This window comes from Billgrantia ethanolica, from assembly GCF_021404305.1.
GTDB lineage: Bacteria > Pseudomonadota > Gammaproteobacteria > Pseudomonadales > Halomonadaceae > Halomonas > Halomonas ethanolica.
The window spans coordinates 442,991-460,863 of sequence record NZ_JABFTX010000003.1 but is presented as its reverse complement, the minus strand read 5'-3'; the positions used below and the strand labels follow the sequence as shown (position 1 = coordinate 460,863).

General features: G+C 65.9%; 16 protein-coding genes and 2 tRNA genes. 2 read left to right on the top strand and 16 right to left on the bottom strand.

The genetic code is table 11. From position 1 onward, the window contains the following. The 8 genes from HOP53_RS15240 to dapA all read right to left on the bottom strand — a co-directional run bounded on the left by HOP53_RS15240 (position 1) and on the right by dapA (position 9,585). Positions 1–1,530, bottom strand: coding sequence for an AMP-binding protein (locus tag HOP53_RS15240; RefSeq protein WP_234270822.1), 1,530 nt, complete (start codon positions 1,528–1,530; stop codon positions 1–3). After that, a complete protein-coding gene (locus tag HOP53_RS15235; RefSeq protein ID WP_234270821.1) occupies positions 1,523–2,050 on the bottom strand; it encodes a (2Fe-2S)-binding protein in 528 nt (175 codons plus the stop codon). The genes HOP53_RS15240 and HOP53_RS15235 overlap by 8 nt, the downstream gene beginning before the upstream one ends. Then, positions 2,034–2,879, bottom strand: coding sequence for an FAD binding domain-containing protein (locus HOP53_RS15230; protein WP_234270820.1), 846 nt, complete (start codon positions 2,877–2,879; stop codon positions 2,034–2,036). The genes HOP53_RS15235 and HOP53_RS15230 overlap by 17 nt, the downstream gene beginning before the upstream one ends. Next, positions 2,876–5,866, bottom strand: coding sequence for a xanthine dehydrogenase family protein molybdopterin-binding subunit (locus HOP53_RS15225; RefSeq protein ID WP_234270819.1), 2,991 nt, complete (start codon positions 5,864–5,866; stop codon positions 2,876–2,878). Before HOP53_RS15225 ends, HOP53_RS15230 begins: the two co-directional genes overlap by 4 nt. 249 nt (positions 5,867–6,115) lie before the next feature. Continuing rightward, positions 6,116–6,829, bottom strand: a complete 714-nt coding sequence (gene purC, locus HOP53_RS15220) for a phosphoribosylaminoimidazolesuccinocarboxamide synthase (protein WP_234270818.1) — start codon at positions 6,827–6,829, stop codon at positions 6,116–6,118. A gap of 43 nt (positions 6,830–6,872) precedes the next feature. Beyond that, complete coding sequence (locus tag HOP53_RS15215) at positions 6,873–7,679, bottom strand: MBL fold metallo-hydrolase (RefSeq protein WP_234270817.1); 807 nt, start codon at positions 7,677–7,679, stop codon at positions 6,873–6,875. Continuing rightward, entirely contained in the window at positions 7,679–8,650 is a 972-nt protein-coding gene (locus HOP53_RS15210; RefSeq protein WP_234270816.1) for a lipoprotein, NlpB, read from the bottom strand. Before HOP53_RS15210 ends, HOP53_RS15215 begins: the two co-directional genes overlap by 1 nt. A gap of 50 nt (positions 8,651–8,700) precedes the next feature. Beyond that, complete coding sequence (gene dapA, locus HOP53_RS15205; protein WP_010629732.1) at positions 8,701–9,585, bottom strand: 4-hydroxy-tetrahydrodipicolinate synthase; 885 nt, start codon at positions 9,583–9,585, stop codon at positions 8,701–8,703. A 192-nt stretch (positions 9,586–9,777) separates the two neighbouring features. Between dapA and HOP53_RS15200 the strand changes: the two genes are divergently transcribed. Continuing rightward, a complete protein-coding gene (locus tag HOP53_RS15200) occupies positions 9,778–10,254 on the top strand; it encodes a peroxiredoxin (RefSeq protein WP_234270815.1) in 477 nt (158 codons plus the stop codon). Between the two features lie 54 nt (positions 10,255–10,308). Here HOP53_RS15200 and HOP53_RS15195 read toward each other — a convergent pair whose 3' ends face one another. After that, positions 10,309–11,418 carry an AI-2E family transporter gene (locus HOP53_RS15195; RefSeq protein ID WP_234270814.1) on the bottom strand — a complete coding sequence of 370 codons (1,110 nt, stop codon included), beginning with the start codon at positions 11,416–11,418 and terminating at the stop codon, positions 10,309–10,311. Next, positions 11,415–11,663, bottom strand: coding sequence for a sulfurtransferase TusA family protein (locus HOP53_RS15190; protein WP_086511425.1), 249 nt, complete (start codon positions 11,661–11,663; stop codon positions 11,415–11,417). Before HOP53_RS15190 ends, HOP53_RS15195 begins: the two co-directional genes overlap by 4 nt. A 135-nt stretch (positions 11,664–11,798) precedes the next feature. Between HOP53_RS15190 and HOP53_RS15185 the strand changes: the two genes are divergently transcribed. Further along, the gene (locus tag HOP53_RS15185) at positions 11,799–13,256 is read left to right on the top strand and encodes a M48 family metalloprotease (protein ID WP_234270813.1); all 1,458 of its coding nucleotides are present in this window, start codon (positions 11,799–11,801) and stop codon (positions 13,254–13,256) included. A 211-nt stretch (positions 13,257–13,467) separates the two neighbouring features. Here HOP53_RS15185 and nadA read toward each other — a convergent pair whose 3' ends face one another. From nadA to HOP53_RS15155, 6 genes are all read right to left on the bottom strand, one after another. Then, complete coding sequence (nadA, locus tag HOP53_RS15180; RefSeq protein WP_422677615.1) at positions 13,468–14,496, bottom strand: quinolinate synthase NadA; 1,029 nt, start codon at positions 14,494–14,496, stop codon at positions 13,468–13,470. Positions 14,497–14,733: 237 nt separating this feature from the next. Then, positions 14,734–14,809: transfer RNA gene (locus tag HOP53_RS15175), tRNA-Lys, on the bottom strand. A 31-nt stretch (positions 14,810–14,840) separates the two neighbouring features. Next, positions 14,841–14,916 (bottom strand) — tRNA-Lys (locus HOP53_RS15170). Between the two features lie 163 nt (positions 14,917–15,079). Then, positions 15,080–15,937: a 23S rRNA pseudouridine(2605) synthase RluB gene (gene rluB, locus HOP53_RS15165; protein ID WP_234270811.1), complete on the bottom strand. Its 858-nt coding sequence runs from the start codon at positions 15,935–15,937 to the stop codon at positions 15,080–15,082. Beyond that, a complete protein-coding gene (scpB, locus tag HOP53_RS15160; protein WP_234270810.1) occupies positions 15,934–16,833 on the bottom strand; it encodes an SMC-Scp complex subunit ScpB in 900 nt (299 codons plus the stop codon). Before scpB ends, rluB begins: the two co-directional genes overlap by 4 nt. Then, positions 16,830–17,819, bottom strand: coding sequence for a segregation and condensation protein A (locus HOP53_RS15155; RefSeq protein ID WP_234270809.1), 990 nt, complete (start codon positions 17,817–17,819; stop codon positions 16,830–16,832). Before HOP53_RS15155 ends, scpB begins: the two co-directional genes overlap by 4 nt. Positions 17,820–17,873: the final 54 nt, after the last annotated feature.

Here is a 17,873-nt window from a genome sequence, read left to right as displayed (position 1 = left end):
TCAGTGAGGTCGTGTGCTGGGGCTTCCCTGCTCGCGCAGCACGCGGCGCAGGATCTTGCCCACGGGGGACTTGGGAATCTCGTCGACAAAGACGTAGCGCCGTGGGCGCTTGAAGCGGGCCAGGCCGGAATCGACGCAGTGCCGGTCGAGTTCGCTCTCGTCGAGGGCCTGTCGGGCCTTGACGAAGGCGGTGACCACCTCGCCCCACTGCTCGTCGGCCAGCCCCACCACCACGACCTCTTCCACCTGGGGGTGCACCGAGAGCACATTCTCGATCTCCACCGGACTGACGTTCTCGCCACCGGTGATGATCAGGTCGTCGACCCGGCCGGTGACGAACAGGTCGCCGTCGGCGTCGAAGTAGCCGGTATCACTGGTGAAGTACCAGCCCTCCTTGAGCGCCTTGCGGTCGGCATCGGGGCGGTGCCAGTAGCCCTGGAAGGCCTCGTCGCCGGCCATGTCGGCGATGATCTCGCCCTCTTCCCCCACGCCCAGGATCTCGTCCGGCGACTCGGCGCCCACCCTGACCACCCGGATGCGTTGGTTGAGCGCAGGCCGACCCGATGAGCCCGGCTTGTCACTGGCCCGTTGGTCGATGGTGAAGGTATAGATCTCGGAACTGCCGTAGTGGTTGACGAACAGGCTGGGCTGGAAGGCCTCCTGAACACGGGCCATCAGCCCCGCACTCATCGGCGCGCCGGCGAAGCCCAGCTTGTCGACGCTGACCACCCGCGGCGGTGAGAACTCGGGGTGCTCAATGAGCATGTGGTAGAGGGTCGGCACCAGGTAGAGGTTGGTGACGCCCTCACGCTCGATGGCGTCCAGCGTCGCCGCGGGATCGAACTTCGGCACGCAGACGAAGTGGCCGTCGATCAGTGCCATCGACAGCAGCGAGCGCACGCCCATGGTGTGATAGAGCGGCATCACGCCGAGGGTGCACTCGTCGTGGCGATAGAGGTTCTGTGCCACATGGGCCAGCGCTGCGGCACGCTCGGCGCGATGCAGGCGTGGTACACCCTTGGGCTTGCCACTGGTACCCGAGGTGTAGAGCATCAACGAGACATCCTCAGCATCGGCACGCAATACCAGCTCACCGTCCACACCGAGCAGGGCGTCGAAGTCATGAGCACCGATGTCCTCGACCCCCCCGGCAGTGATGCGTGGCAGCCGCTGTGCCTCGGGACAGCCGTTCACCGCTTCGGTCACCGAATCGTCATAGGCGAGCGCCTTGACCTCGGCATCCTCGATGCAGTAACTCAGATCCCGGGCCGTGGATCGCCAGTTGAGGGGGGTGACCACGATCCCGGCGAATTGGCAGGCCCAGTGCAGGGTTGCCATCTGCCAGCGGTTCTGCATCACCACCAGCAGACGGTCCCCCTTGGCCAGGCCCATCGCTTCGAGGCTCCTGGCCACGCTCTGGATATCGGCGAACCATTCGGCATAGGTCTTGCGTAGCTCGCCATCGGAAATGGCGATCGCCCTGGGGCGACGCTCCACCGAGGCAAGAAAACTGCGACCAAGATCAAACATCGTTGTTCTCCTGTTGACTGTCAGGCACGGTCGCCTCGCGGCGCGTCCGGGCCACGTCGAGTACCGCCTGGACCATGCCGGTATAGCCGGTGCAACGGCACAGATGACCCGACAGCATGTCGCGCACCTGGGCCTCGCTGGGGTCGGCCACACGTTCCAGGAACTCCTCGCAGGACATCAGAATGCCTGCGGTGCAGAAGCCGCACTGCAGGGCGTGATGACGCCGAAAAGCCTGTTGCAGATCGGAAAGGCCCTCCTCTCCTGCCAGCGACTCGACGGTGTCGAGCCGCCGACCCTCGGCCTGTACCGCGAGCATCAGGCAGCTGCGGCTGGCACGACCGTCGACGCGCACCGTGCAGGCACCGCACACGCCATGCTCACAGCCCACGTGCGTGCCGGTGGCCCCCAGCTCGTGGCGCAGGAAGTCACACAGTTGGGTGCGGGGCTCGGCGTAGCCGCTGCGCTCGCGACTATTGAGGGTTAGGGTCACGCGAATGCGCTGGTCAGCCCTGGCGTGCATGGGCGTTCTCCTCATCACTTGGCCCGCCGGCGATCAACTCCCGGCCGAGCTCGCGGATCAACTGGCGGCGATAGGCCGCCGTGGCATGGGCATCGTCCTCGGCGCCCAACGACCAGGCGAGGGCGTTGAGGGCCTCGCTCGGGTCATCGTGGCGGGCGAGCTCGCGACTCACTGGGCGGTCGGCGACGCCACCCACGCCGAGGGTGACGCGGTTGCTGTCGATCACCGCCGCCAGCGCGACAATGGCGAAGTCACCGTGGCGCATGGCCACTTCGCGGAAGCGGTACTCCGCGCCCGGCCTCGCCAGGGGAAAGCGCACTTCGGTAATCAGCTCGTCCTGACGGCGGTCGGTAGTCAGTACCCCCTGGAAGAAGTCCTCCGCCATGACCCGGCGCGACTTGCCGCGGCGGTTCTCGAGTACCACCTGCCCTCCCAGGGTGGCCAGACACAGCGGCAGCTCGGCGCTGGGATCGGCATGTGCGATCGAACCGCATACCGTGCCGCGGTTACGGGTCTGCCAATGGCCGATCCAGGTCATCGCCAGGGCCAGCAACGGGACCGCTTCGGCGAGACCGGGATACTGCAGCAATTCGGCTTGGGTCACCCCGGCACCCACCGCCAGGTGATCGTCACGCCGCTCGATGTAGTGCAGGTCCTCGATACCCGCGATATCGACCAGGTGCTTGGGCTGGGCCAGGCGCATGTTGAGCACCGCCATCAGCGACTGCCCACCCGCGATCAGTCGCGCCTCATCCCCATGCTCGTGAAGCAACTCACAAGCCTCGCGACGGCTGCTCGGCCGCCAGTAATCGAATGCAGCGGGTTTCATGAGCGACCTCCCCGGCCGGCGAACAGGCCCTTGAGGCGCTGCCACAGCGACAGCCGTGGTGCGGCGCCGCCCATGCGCTGGGCCAGGCGCGCGAAAATCTGGCCGATGATCATCCGCGAGGCGCTTTGCAGCATGCGCCCGCCTACCGAGGCGACCTTGCCGCCCACGGCGGCGTCGTAGTCGTAGTCGAGTCGCGTCTGGCCGCCCTCGACTTCGGTCAGACGAATTTGCGCACTGCCCTCCGCCGAGCCCATGGCGCTGGTGCCGGCCCCGGAGAGCCGCAGACCGTGCGGGGGGTCGAGGTCGGAGAGTGCCACCCGCGCATCGAAGCGCGCGCGGATCATCCCCACGCCGACGGTGACATCGGCGCGGTAGGCGTTCTCGCCGGTAAGCTCCAGGGCATGACAGCCAGGGATGATCGCCTGCAGGGTCTCGGGATCGAGCAGGGTGTCGAAGACCGCCTGGGGGCTGCCCGGCAGCGTCACCGAGTCGCTGGCGGTGAGCCGCGAGCCGCCACCGGCTGCGGGAACCGTCTGATCCTCGCCCACTCCCTGGGGCCGCGGTGGCTCCTCGATGCCGATCAGCGTACGCACCTTGGACGGCGTCAGCGGCAACTCGATGTCCGCGATGCCCAAGGCGTCGGCCACGGCATTGGCGATGCACACCGGGGTGCTCATGTTGTTGCCCTCACCCACCCCCTTGGCACCCAGCGGGGTGAACGGCGACGGCGTCTCCCTGTGCAGGATCAGTGGTTCAGGCACCTCGACGCTGGTCGGTACCAGATAGTCGGCGAAGGTGCCGGACTGGAAGCTGCCATCGTCGCCGTAGGTAAATTCCTCCATCAGTGCCGCACCGAGCCCCTGGGCGAAGGCCCCGCGCACCTGCCCATCGACCAGATCGGGATTGAGCAGGCGGCCAGCATCATGCAGGGTGACATAGCGGTCGAGTCTCACCTGGCCGGTGATGCGGTCGACCTCCACCCCGCAGTAGTCGAAGATGAAGCCGTAGCAGAGCGAGCTGTTGATACGATCGTCATCGTCCGGCGCCCCGAGCTGAGGCGGCGACCAGAAGGCCGTCTCGCGCAACCCGCCCGGCTCGCCCTCGGGCAGTGTGCCTGGCGCCCAGTGGGTGGCGCCGGCCAGGCGACCAAAGGGCATCGACAGCTCACTGTCGTTCACTATCACCTGCCCCTCGGCGAAGCGGATGCGACTGGCCTCCACTTGCCACTGAACGGCGGCGATACCGGCCAGGCGATCGCGCACCTTCACCGCCGCCTGGTAGACCGCCCCGGCCACGGCGCCCGAGAAGCGGCTGGAGTAGTTGCCCGAGGCGATCGACCAGGCGTCCTTACCGGTATCGAGCTCGATATTGACGCTGATCGACTCAAGCGGCACCCCGAGCACCTCGGCGATCACCTGGGCGACCACCGTGCGATGCCCTTGCCCTTGCGGCGTCGACGAGACATGAGCGCTGACGTCGCCCAGCGGACCGACGCTGATCGTGGCGGTGCTCACCGCCCCGTTCTTGGGACCGGCCTTACGCCGCTCCTCGGGCGTCATGGCGATGGTGATATAGCCCATGTTGGAGATCGAGGGTTCCACCGCCACGGTGTAGCCGATGCCGTAGAGCCGTCCCTCGCGGCGGGCTGTCTCACGATGCGCCAGCAGTTCCTCCAACCCACCTTCGTGAATGCCCTGTTCCACAGCGGCGGGATAGTCACCGGAGTCGAGCAATGCTCCGGCGGCGGCGCGATAGGGAAAGCTGCCGGACGGCACCAGGTTGCGACGGATCACCTCGAGAGGATCGAGGTCGAGTTCCACGGCGATGCGCTGCATCAACCGCTCGAGGGCGAAATAGATTTGAGGCCCGCCGAAGCCGCGGTTGAGTCCGGTGGGCGTCTTGTTGGTCAGCGCGACGCGGTTGCGCACGACAAGATGCCGGATCGCATAGGCACCGGTCAGGTTGCCGTGCATGCGGTAGAAAGTGGCCGGTTCCGGCGCACGCAGGTAAGCGCCGCAGTCGTCGACCTGATCCCAGCGCAGGGCGGTGACACGACCATCGCGGGTCACTGCAGCCTCTATCTCGGTCATCCGATTGGTAGCCGAGGAAGCCCCCTGCAGGTGCTCGAGGCGATCCTCCACCCACTTCACCGGAGCGCCGGCCTTGCGGGCGGCCAACCCCATCATCACCACATAGGGAAAGACCCCCTGCTTGATGCCGAAGCTGCCCCCGGAGTCCGGCGGGGTTCGCAGGCGCAGGCGGTTGCCGGGCACCTTGAGTGCACGGGCCATCACCGAGTGCAGTGCGTAGGGGCCCTGAAAGTTGGAGAGCACATCATAGCTAGCATTCGCCGGGTCATACTCGGCGATCACCACATAGCACTCCATCGGCGTACAGGAGCTGCGCGGCACGCGCACCTTGAGCGCGACGCGATGCGCGGCCTCGGCGAAGGCCTGCTCGGGGTCGCCATAGCGAAAGTGGCGCTCGCTGACCACATTGCTGCCGACTGCCTCATGGAGCAGCGGGGCGTCGGCTGCGATGGCCGCCTCGGTATCTACCGCGACGGGCAGCGTCTGGTAGTCGACGCGGATGGCGTCGAGGGCGTCCTCGGCGAGGTAGCGACTCTCGGCCATCACCACGGCGAGCGGTTCGCCGACGTAGCGCACCTTGTCGACGGCCAGGCACCAGTGCTCCATGGGCTGGCGCACGCCGACCGGAAAGGGCCGCGCCCAGCGCTTGACGTCCTCGCCGGTCAGGACGGCATGCACGCCAGGCATGGCCAGCGCCGGCGAAGCGTCCAGGTCGACCAGCCGCGCATGGGCATGGGGTGAACGCAGCACGGCGGCATGCAAGGTGCCTGGCGCCACCGCCAGGTCGTCGGCATAACGACCACGCCCCTGCAGCAGGGCATCGTCCTCGATGCGCGGCTGCCGGCGGCCAATTTGGCCCGACTGCCCCTCCCGCAAGGCTGGCTCGAAAGCGTTCATTCACTCCTCCGCGATGGCCGTGTCGGAATCGGTTGCCATCTGGAGAGAAGTCTATGGAGTCGCTCGACGATCGGCCTTGCTCGGCGGGATGGAGTTTGGCCCCATCATCGGCACTTTTACCCGAGAGTCTGAATTGCAACTAAAGGATAAGGAGCCGTCGCCAGTGCACATACACGGCTTTCGAACGCAGGAAGGCGGCCCTTGGGCCGCCTTCCTGTCATGATGCTGGAGTCCCTCGTCAACAGTGACTCAGTCGAACTCGACGCCGATCCGGCGGCCCACCTCTTCGTAAGCCTCGATCACGCCGCCGAGGCCTTGGCGGAAACGGTCCTTGTCCATCTTGTTGCGGGTTTCGGCGTCCCACAGGCGACAGCCATCCGGCGAGAACTCGTCGCCCAGCACGATCTGCCCCTTGAACAGGCCGAACTCCAGCTTGTAGTCCACCAGCAGCAGGCCGCCGTCGGCGAACAGCGCCTTGAGCACCTCGTTGACCTTGAAGGTCAGCGCCTTCATCTCGGCAAGCTGTGCGGGCGTGGCCCAGCCGAAGGTCTCGGCCAGCGACTCGTTGATCATCGGATCGTGCAGCGCGTCGTTCTTGAGGAACAGCTCGAAGGTGGGCGGCGAGAGCTCGCGCCCCTCCTCCACGCCGAGGCGCTTGACCAGACCGCCGGCGGCGATGTTGCGCACCACGCACTCCACCGGAATCATCTCGAGCCTCTTGACCAGGCTCTCGGTGTCGGAGAGACGCTTCTCGAAATGGGTGGGAATGCCCGCCGCAGCCAGCTTCTCCATAATGAAGGCGTTGAAGCGGTTGTTGACCATGCCCTTGCGTGCCAGCGACTCCATGCGCTCGCCGTCGAAGGCGCTGGTGTCGTCACGGAAATGCAGGACGAGCAGATCGGGATCGTCGGTGGCGTACACCGATTTGGCCTTGCCGGCATAGAGTTCTTGACGCTTTTCCATGGGGGTCTCCAGAAGGTGAAGGCAATGACCTTAGCGTGGCAATTCAGCGGATCGCCTGCCACTGCAACCCGCTGTCCTGGGCGGCAATCGTCAGGCGTGATGCATCGCCGTCGAGCAGCGGCGTGAGTGCCTCGAGGGCCAGCTCGGGGCGGTTGTTGTGTTCGGACAGATGCGAGCAGACGATGTGCTGCAGGCGATCGAGCCCCAGGTGTCGCAACAGCGCCGCGGCCTGAACGTTGGCCAGATGCCCCCAGTTACCGCCCACGCGCCGCTTGAGCTGCGGCGGATAGGGGCCGACCTCGAGCATATGGCGATCGTGGTTGCACTCGAGAATGAGGGCGTCGCAGCCGCGGAATGCCTCGATGACGTGCTCGGTGGGATGCCCCAGATCGGTAAGCACGCCCAGGTGGCAGCCACGGGATTCGAAGCGAAACTGCACCGGCTCGCGGGCGTCGTGGGGCACCGTGATCGGATCGATCATCAGGCTCTTCACGGCAAAGCGCGCCTGCGGCGTGATCCAGTGGCGCTGGGGCACCTCGCCGAGGCGCCCCGAAAGCCAGGTTCCCGGCGTGAGGTAGACCGGCACCCCATGGCGGCGTGCCAGCGGCCCCACGCCACGCAGGTGGTCACCATGCTCATGGGTGACCAGCACCGCATCGAGCTGGCGCGGATGCACCCCCAGGCGCGCCAGCCGGCGCTCGGTCTCGCGCAGACCGAAGCCGCAGTCCACCAGCACCGCGGTCTCGCCGTCGCTGACCAGGGTCGCGTTGCCCTTGCTGCCGCTGCCGAGCGAGGCGAAGCTGAGCTTGCCTGACGCGGAAAGCGGCGCGCCACCCACGCCTTGCGGCATCAGCGCAGCAGGCCTGCCACCCGTTCGAGCAGCTCGCGGGCGTCTTCTTCTTCAAAGCGCCGCTCGCTCTCGTTGACGGCCCGCAGCGTGGTGCGTTCAGGGCCTTCGGCCTCGAGCACCAGGCGGATCTCCTGAGGCATTTGCCGCACGTCGGGACTCAAGGCAATCTGCAGGAAGCCGCGGCCACGCTCCGAGACGGTCATGTAGTTGACCAGGAAGTCGTGCTGTTGCGAATTCTGCTCGAGCAGCTCGCGCCGCCCCTCGACGGCAAAATCGGCCTGCAGCTGATGGTTCAGTTCGGCCCACACGCGGTCGACGTCGAGCGGAATGCGCACCACCCATTCGCCGCTGGACAGCTGCTCCAGTCTCAGGCGGTCCTCGCTGGCGATCTGCTGCCCGGCAAGTGAAGCGGCGCTGGCGGTGGCGCTACGGGCGCTGAAATGCTGCTCCAGTGCATCCAGACAGGCAGCCACCGGACGGCCGTTCAGGTCACAGCGCACTTCGCTGTCGCCGGCGCGCAGCCCTTGCCGCACGCTCAGTCGACCCTGGGCGGTCTCCAGCACGCCGCGCGCATCGTCGCTGGTCTGCACTTGCAGTCCGCGTGCGCGAGTAAAGTCCTGCAGCTGAGGCCACACCATGCCGGGATCTGCCCCCACCACCAGCCACTGATCGCTGCCGATCTCACGCCGTTCGACGTAGTCCCGCTCCACCGCACCGCCAGAGGCCAGGCGCGTGGGGCTGGGGGCGCGGAAACGATCGTCGCTGGGGCGCAGGCTGCCCTGGGCTTGCGGCACCGGCATGGCGTCACGATAGCGCTGCTCGTTACGCCCTTCGGGCAATACCAGAGGCGCACTGCGCTGGGCGCTCACGTAGTCGATGTTACGATCGTCGTAGAAGCCTTCGCGGGCGCAGCCGGCAGTGGCCAGGGCGGCCACGGCCACCAGCGGCATCCATTTCAGCGCAGAATTCATGCAGTCACCTTGCAGTCAGGTTCTCGGGGCGGCGGGGATTCCCACTCGCCTCAATCGTCGATCACGCCGGCCAGTTGCAGGGCCTCGTCCACCGTCGCATGGTATTTGCCGGACAACCAGGTGAGCGGCAGACGAATGCCCTGGTCGATCAGGCCCATGCGGTGCAGTGCCCATTTGACCGGTATCGGATTGGACTCGATGCCCAGGTTGGTATGCAGCGGCATCAGTCGGGTGTTGATCTGATGCGCACGGTCGGCATCGCCCGCGACCGCTGCCACGCACAGCTCATGCATGGCCTTGGGCGCCACGTTGGCGGTGACCGAGATGTCGCCGTTGCCGCCCATGAGCATGAACTCGCAGGCGGTGCTGTCGTCGCCGGAGTAGAGCATGAAACCGCTGCCCTTGAGCCGTGAAATGAGGTCTTCGGCGCGCTCCAGGTTACCGGTGGCATCCTTGAGGCCAATGATGTTGTCGACCTCGGCCAGGCGCATCACGGTCTCGTTGTAGAGGTCGGAGCAGGTGCGGCCGGGCACGTTGTAGAGTATCACCGGCAGGCGGCTGCCCTCCGCCACGGCCTTGAAGTGGCGGTAGAGGCCTTCCTGGGTCGGCTTGTTGTAGTAGGGGCACACCGAGAGGCAGTAATCGGCACCCACTTCGCTGGCATAGCGAGCCAGCTCGACGGCCTCGGAAGTGGCATTGGCCCCGGTGCCGGCGATCACCGGAATGCGACCGTCGACCTCTTCCACCACGGCGCGAATCACGTCGAAGTGCTCGGCGAACGACATGGTGGTGGGCTCACCGGTGGTGCCGGCTGCCACGATGCCGTCGGTACCGTTCTCCAGGTGGAAGTTCACCAAGCGGCGCAACGCCTCCCAGTCGATGTCGCCATTGGCCTTCATCGGCGTCGCCAGGGCGACGATACTGCCAGTGATCATCCTCTCGTTCCTCTACGCAATAGCACGCAATAGCGCTCTGCCGCACCCGAGGGTCATGTTTCGACATGGCCACGAGCAAAAGGTAAATGGTACTCAGGCCGCACAGGCCTGTACAGCATGCCGACGGGCTCTTTGACAGCGAACGCCGAGCTGCGTGTAATGAAACGCTCTCCAACGACCACAGGAGGCGTCATGACGCTTGCCATCGGACAGCCCGTTCCCGACTTCACCGCCCCCGCCACTGGCGACACCACCCTCTCCCTCGGCCAGTTCAAGGGGCGTCAGGTCGTGATCTTCTTCTACCCTAAGGCCAGCACGCCCGGCTGCACCACCGAGGGCGGCGACTTCCGCGACCGCAAGGCCGACTTCGACGCCGTCGACACGGTCGTCCTAGGTGTCTCCCGGGACGGCATTCGCGCCCAGGAGAACTTCAAGACCAAGCAGGCCTTCAACTTCGAGCTGATTTCCGACACGGACGAGGAGGTCTGCAAACTGTTCGACGTCATCAAGCTGAAAAAGCTCTACGGCAAGGAGCATCTCGGCATCGAACGCAGCACCTTCCTGATCGACGCCGAAGGCAAGCTCGCCCGCGAGTGGCGGGGGGTCAAGGTCAAGGGGCACGCTCAGGAAGTGCTGGAAGCCGCCCGGGAACTCCACGCCAGCAAGTGAGACAGCGCAAGGGACGTTTTGCTCCGCCCGGCCATGCCGGGCGGTCACCGCCAATCAATCCTCGGTGGATTGCTCCAGCTCCACCGCCTGCTGGGAGTCGTGGTATTGCCGGATGCCCCGTGGCCAGGCATAGACCAGCGCCTTGAGCAGCGTCGCCAGCGGAATGGCGAAGAAGATACCCCAGAAGCCCCAGACCCCACCGAAGAACAGCACGGCCACGATGATCGACACCGGATGCAGGTTGACCGCCTCGGAGAACAGGATCGGCACCAGCACGTTGCCGTCCAGCGCCTGGATCACGCCGTAGGCGATCAACACGTAGAGGAACTGCTCGCTCATGCCGAAATGGAACCCCGCCACGGCGGCCACCGGCAGGGTGGCCACGGCGGCACCGATATAGGGCACCAGCACCGAGAATCCCACCAGCACGGCCAGCAGCGCCGAATAGGGCAGACCGAAGAAGGCGAAGGTGAAGAACGACACCGTGCCGACGATGATGATCTCGACGAACTTGCCGCGTACGTAGTTGGCGATCTGGGTGTCCATCTCCTGCCAGATACGCGTCATCAGGCTACGCTGCTGCGGCAGCAGCGAGAGGGTGAAATCGACCAGCTGCTCGCGATCCTTGAGCAGGAAGAACACCAGGATCGGCACCAGTACCAGGTAGATGATCAGCGCCAGCACGTTGCCCAGGGAGGCCAGCGAAAGCGTCAGGGCACGCTGACCGAACTGGGTCAGTTCACGCCCCGCCACCGCGATCCACTCCTGCACCTGATCCGGCGTTACCAGAGTGGGATAACGCTCCTGAACGTCATCCAGCCAGCGCTGCCCGCTGGCCACGATACGTGGCGTCTCCTGCACCAGCCCCACGAGCTGATTCCATATCAACGGCATCAGGATGAACGCCAGAGCCAGCAGCACCCCGATGAAGGCCAGGAAGATCAGGGTTACGGCCAGCAGGTGGGGCACGCCTCGCCGGGTCAGGGCATTGACCCCGCCCTGCAGCAGGAAGGCGATCACCAGCGCCGTGAGAAAAGGCGCCAGCATGCGGCCGAACAGGATCACCGCGGCAAAGCCGAGCACCAGCAGGACCAGCAGGATCACCGCCTCCTCGTCCGAGAAGTAGTGTTCGATCCAGCCCTTGAATACTTCACGTAGGGTCATGAAGCGAGCTCCTCGCCCTTGCGCAGCCAGTAGTGGTAGACCTCACCGCGCTCTTCGCGCTGCAACAGCTCATGAATGCTGTTGTCGGCAAAGGTCTCGAAGTCGCGCCAGGAGCCGGCATCGGTCGCCATGATCTCGAGCACCTGGCCGGCCTTCAGCCGGGCCAGCGCCTGCTTCGCCTTGAGCAGAGGCAGCGGACAAGGTAGGCCGCAGGCATCGAGTACATCATCAGGTTGCACAGCCATGTCGTCTCCCGGGAAAATGCCGATGGTTCACGCTGCCTTGCAGGAAAGCGTAAAACCCTTGAGATTTAAAGGCACTTTGCAGGCCGAATCAATGTCGGAGAGAAACCGACCGACGCTTCGAACGAGACTGGCACCATGCTGCGCAAGACCCGAACCTGCCTGACCGCTGGCGCTGCCGTCCTGACGCTGGCCTTGACCCTGGCCGCCCCGGCAACCGCCACGGACGACTATGGTCTACCCAGCCTGACCGGCACCAGCCAGGCCATGACCGGCGAAGAGTTTCGCCTGGGACGCGCCTGGCTGCGCCAGTTCCATGCCCGGGCGCCTATCTGGCAAGACCCCATCGCCCAGGAATACGTAGAGACACTACTGGGCCGTTTGATGCCCCACAGCGGCCTGTCCGATACTCGCTCGGTGGTGGTACTGGTGGACAGCCGTACGCTCAATGCCTTCGCCGTGCCGGGCGGGGTGATCGGCGTCAATGCCGGTCTGTTCGCCTTCGCCGATGAGGAGGATGCAGTCGCCTCGGTGCTGGCCCACGAGCTGGGCCATCTGTCTCAGCGCCACTATGCCCGCGGCCAGGCGCGCGCCGAGCAGACCCAACTGCCGGCCATGGCCGCGATGCTGGCCGGCATGCTGATCGCCGCCAGCGGCGGCGGCGATGCCGGCATCGCCGCCGCCATGGGCTCCCAGGCCGCCTTCATTCAGGATCAGCTGGCCTACTCGCGGCGCTTCGAGCAGGAAGCCGATCGCCTCGGCCTGCAGACCATGGCCCAGGCCGGCTTCGATCCCGAGGCCATGGTCAGGATGTTCCGCGCCATGCAGCGCCAGGTGAGCCTGCAGGGCGGCAACCCACCCGAGTTCCTGCTCACCCACCCGCTGACGGAGTCGCGCATCAGCGACGCCGAATCCCGCGCCTCGCAGCTCGAGGCCATTCGTCCTCGCGAGGGCGACCCAAGCTACCACCTGGTGCGTGCCAGGGCGTTGCTGACGGTGAATCAGCGCGACCCGCAGCAGGCGGCCACCCGACTGGCCCAGAGCGACGCCCCACAAGCCGTGCAACGCTATCTGGATGCGCTGATCGCTGCACATAACGGCCAGACCGATACCGCCCTCAGCCAGTTGGATGCCATTGCCCGGGAACTGCCCGATCTGGCTATCATCCCCGCCAGTGCCGCCGACGTCGCCTTCCAGGCCGGCCGCTACGAAGACGCCATCGAGCGCAGCCGCCGTATCCTGCGCCTGATGCCGGGTCACATGCCGGCCACCCGCACCCTTGGCGAGGCACTGCTGCAGCATGACCCCAACGAAGCCTATCGCATCCTGCGCGACCTCTCCGAGCGTCGGTCCGAGGATCCGCAAGTCTTCGCCCTGCTCGCCGAAGCCGCCGGCCGTAGCGGACGCGAGGCCTGGGGCCACCTGGCCCGGGCCGAACACATGCAGCTCACCGGCGACATCCAGCGGGCCATTCGCCAGCTCGACGTGGCACGCCAAGTCGCCGAGCAGAGCGGCGACGGCAACGCCCTGGCGCGCATCGAGCAGCGGCGCGAGGCCTTTGTGGGGTATCGCGAAACAATGGAAAAATTTAGGTAAGGAGACACTGCACAAATGCCTGCGCGAGCGAATCGCTGCGTTGCGCGGTGCTCGGAATCCTCACATATACCCCATATGCTCCGGTTCCTGTGCTCCGTGCGCCTTGCGCTTCATCTCGCTCGGCGATTGTTCAGCACTCCTTACGAAAAGGCCCGCGCTGGTGCGCGGGCCTTGCAGTTCATTCGACTGGGGAGCTGCGTAACCGCCCCTTTCACTTCTGGAAGTTGAGCATGCGCTCCAGCGGCTTGAGCGCGGCCCGGCGCAGCTTGGCGTCGACGAAGATCTCGCCGCTGCCGTCGCGCAGGGCGCCGGCCAGGTTGTCGAGCGCGTTCATCGCCATCCACGGGCAGTGGGCGCAGCTCTTGCAGGTCGCGCCGTTGCCGGCGGTGGGCGCCTCGAACAGGGTCTTCTCGGGCACCATCTGCTGCATCTTGAAGAAGATGCCGCGGTCGGTGGCCACGATCAGCTTGTCGTTCGGCAGCTCCTTGGCCGCCTTGATCAGCTGCGAGGTCGAACCGGCCACGTCGGCCAGCGCCACCACCGAAGCCGGCGACTCCGGGTGTACCAGCACGGCGGCTTCGGGGTAGAGGGTCTTGAGGTCCTCGATGCCCTTGGCCTTGAACTCCTCGTGGACGATGCAGGCACCGTCCCACAGCAGCATGTCGGCGCCGGTCTTCTGCTGGATGTAGCCGCCCAGGTGCTTGTCCGGTGCCCACAGGATCTTCTCGCCGCGCGCCTGCAGGTGCTCGATGACGTCCACTGCGATGGAGGAGGTCACCACCCAGTCGGCACGCGCCTTCACCGCCGCCGAGGTGTTGGCATAGACCACCACGGTGCGGTCGGGGTGCTGGTCGCAGAAGACGCTGAACTCGTCGGCCGGACAGCCGATGTCGAGTGAACAGGTCGCTTCTAGGGTCGGCATCAGCACACGCTTCTCGGGCGACAGGATCTTGGCCGTCTCCCCCATGAAGCGCACGCCGGCCACCACCAGGGTGTCGGCATCGTGACGCGCGCCGAAGCGGGCCATCTCCAGCGAGTCGGCCACGCAGCCGCCGGTCTCCTCGGCCAACTGCTGAATCGCATCGTCGGTATAGTAATGAGCGACGAGCACCGCGTTGTGCAGCTCGAGCAGGCGCTTGATCTCGTCGATGCGGGCCTCGTCCTCCGCCGGAATGCGGGTCGGACAGTAGGCGCGGGCGAGGTGTTCACGCACCTCGATTCGGGAAGTCATGATCGTCATCGTGTCTACCACCGTGACTGGCAGGGGCTCCCCCTGCGTGTACCGGGTGCACCGTGAACCGTACGCTCCGTACGGGCGATGCGCCTGGGGCTGTCGTCGGCGTCTCTCGCCATCGCAGCCCATCACGCTATTCTACACCACCTCTGCGTCTACACCACCTCTTCGCCTACACCGCACCAGCGAGAGTCGAACCACGACAAAAACGCCCCCGACTCGAAGAGCCGGGGGCGTGGAATCTGGTGGGTCGTGTAGGATTCGAACCTACGACCAATTGGTTAAAAGCCAACTGCTCTACCAACTGAGCTAACGACCCAGCACTTGCAAACAAGCTTCCAGGTCCGGAATGGTGGGTCGTGTAGGATTCGAACCTACGACCAATTGGTTAAAAGCCAACTGCTCTACCAACTGAGCTAACGACCCTTCCGAACGGGTGCAGATATTACTGATCACACCCTTCACTGGCAAGGACTTTTTTGACTTTAGGCGAGCATGCCCGCCTCAGGAAAGCGCGGACTGTTTCCTAGAAGCCCGGAGAACCGCGCAACGCAGTGATTCGCTCGCGCAGGCATTTGTGCAGTGTTTCCTAGCGTCCCTTGGTACTCTTGGGCTTCCTCATCGCCTGCACCGGGCGCCGCTTGTTCTTGTCGCGGCTCCAGCGGTTCTTCTCGTCCGGGGTGAGCTCGGGCACCTTGCGCGGTTCCATGCCGGCGGACAGCGCCAGATCATCGATCTCGTCCTGGGACAGCTCCACCCACTCCCCCGCCTTGGCCCGCTTGTCGAGGAAGATGTTGCCGTAGCGCACCCGCTTGAGCCGGCTCACCGTCAGTCCCTGGGACTCCCACAGCCGCCGCACCTCGCGGTTGCGCCCTTCCGTGATCACCACGTGGAACCAGGTGTTGATGCCTTCGCCGCCGAACTCCTGGACGTCGGTGAAACGCGCCGGCCCGTCTTCGAGCATCACGCCCTCGACCATGGCCACCACGTGCTCCTTGCGCACCTCACCCATGACCCGCACGGCGTACTCGCGCTCGACCTGGGTGCTGGGGTGCATCAGCCGGTTGGCCAACTCGCCGTCGGTGGTGAACAGCAGCAAGCCGCTGGTGTTGATGTCGAGACGGCCGATGGCGATCCAGCGTTCGCCCTTCAGGCGCGGCAGGCGTTCGAAAACCGTGCGGCGGCCTTCCGGATCCTTGCGCGTGCACAGCTCGCCTTCCGGCTTGTTGTACATGATCACGCGGCGCGGCGTCTCCTCGGCACCGCGCAGGGTCACCGGGCGGTCGTCGAAGCTGACGCGGTCGCGCATCTCGATGCGGTCGCCGAGAGTGGCGACCTTGCCGTTGACCTTGACGCGACCGGCCTCGATGGCCGCTTCCATCTCGCGGCGTGAGCCCAGCCCGGCGCGGGCCAGGACCTTCTGCAGTTTTTCCGTGTTGCTCGTCATTCTGACTTCTCGTCTACGGTGGATTCCGCCCCCGCTCCGCCGTCATCGTCGACGCTGGTGCGGGCACGTTCGGCCAGGCGCGCTTCGAGATCGGCGAAGCTCAGTCCCGGCCTGTCGGACGCCTTCCCGGCGTGTGTTTCGTCAGCCATCCCGGCCGTCGTTGGGTCAAGCGTCGCCTGTGCGGCGATACGCTCGTCCATGGGTTCGTCGTCGAACGCCTCGTCGTCGAACGAATCGTCTTCGATGTCGTCGAGCGTAGCGTCCTCGGTTTCATCCTCGTCACCGGTCGCCGACTCGCCGGCCTGCTCCAGCAGGGGGCTGGGCGGTGGCGGCGACTCGTCCTCGAACAGCGGCTCGGCCATGCCCTTGAGTTCGTGCATGGGCGGCAACTCGTCCAGCGTCTTGAGACCGAAGTCGTCGAGGAACTGCCGCGTGGTGGCGTAGACCGCCGGTCGCCCGGGAACGTCGCGCTGTCCGACCACGCGAATCCAGCCGCGTTCGGCCAGGGTGCGCATGATCGAACTGCTCACCGCCACACCGCGCACCTCCTCGATATCGCCGCGGGTCACCGGCTGACGATAGGCGATCAGCGCCAGCGTCTCCAGCAGCGCCCGAGAATAGCGCTGCGGGCGCTCGTCCCACAGCCGCGACACCCAGGGCGAAAGCCGTGGACGAATGCGCAGCTGGTAGCCAGAGGCGGTTTCGATCAGCTCGAGCGCCCCCCGCTCGTGGCGCAGCCCCACCCGCTCGAGCGCCTCGCGCAGGCTGCGCCGCTGGGGCCGCTCATGGTCGTCGAACAGACCCTCGAGCCGCTCCAGCGACAGCGGCTCGGCCGCTGCCAGCAGTGCCGCCTCGAGAATTTCATCGAGGCTGTCGGGCAGCTCCATGGCGGTCATGAGCGCTCATCTCCCCGGGGCATGCTTTCCTCCACTTCGGCGCCTGACTCTTCAAAACCGGGCTCCTCGAAATCGGGACCTTCGGCAAAGGGGCTCTCGACGTCGGCCCCATCGTCATCGAAAGCCGCTTCCTCGCTGTACTCCCGTGGCGCCCGGGCACGCAAGTGGATCGGCGACAGTGGCGCATTTTGCACGATCTCGATCATCGCCTCCTTGGCCAGCTCGAGGATGGCCATGAAGGTGACGATCACCCCCGCGCGCCCCTCCTCGAGCGTGAACAGCGCCTCGAAGGGGGTGTAGTGTTCGTGGTTCAGGCGCTCCATGATGGCCAACATGCGCTCCCGGGTCGAGAGCACCTCGCGCCCCACCTGGTGAGCCTGGTTGAGCTCGGCACGACGCAGGATGCCGGCCAGCGCACCGAGTAGCTCGTCGAGTTCCACATCGGGATGAATCACCCGGGCCTGCAGCGGCGGCAGCGCCGCCCGCGCCGGGAACCAGTCGCGCCCCACTCGCGGCAGCTCGGCCAACGCCTCGGCGGCGCTCTTGAGCTGCTCGTACTCCTGCAGGCGGCGGATCAGCTCGGCGCGGGGGTCCTCCTCCGCCTCGTCGCCCCCCTCTTTCGGGGGGCGCGGCAGCAGGGTGCGCGACTTGATCTCGGCCAGCATCGCCGCCATCAGCAGGTACTCCCCGGCCAGCTCGATCTCCATCGCCTTCATCAGCTCCACGTACTCGATGTACTGGCGCGTGATGGCAGCCACGTCGATGGCCAGGATATCCAGGTTCTGACGGCGAATCAGGTAGAGCAGCAGGTCGAGCGGCCCCTCGAACGCTTCGAGGAAGATGCGCAGCGCCTCCGGCGGGATGTAGAGATCCTCGGGCAGCTCGGTGATCGGCTCGTCGAACAGCCGCGCCAGCACCGCCGACTGGGTCTCGGCGTCGCTCGCGGCCGGCTGTTCGGCAACAGCCGTGGGGGGCGTCTCGCTCACGCGGGGGCTGGCCTCTCGGCTGGGCTGGTCTGATGATCGATCCTGCAGTCTAAC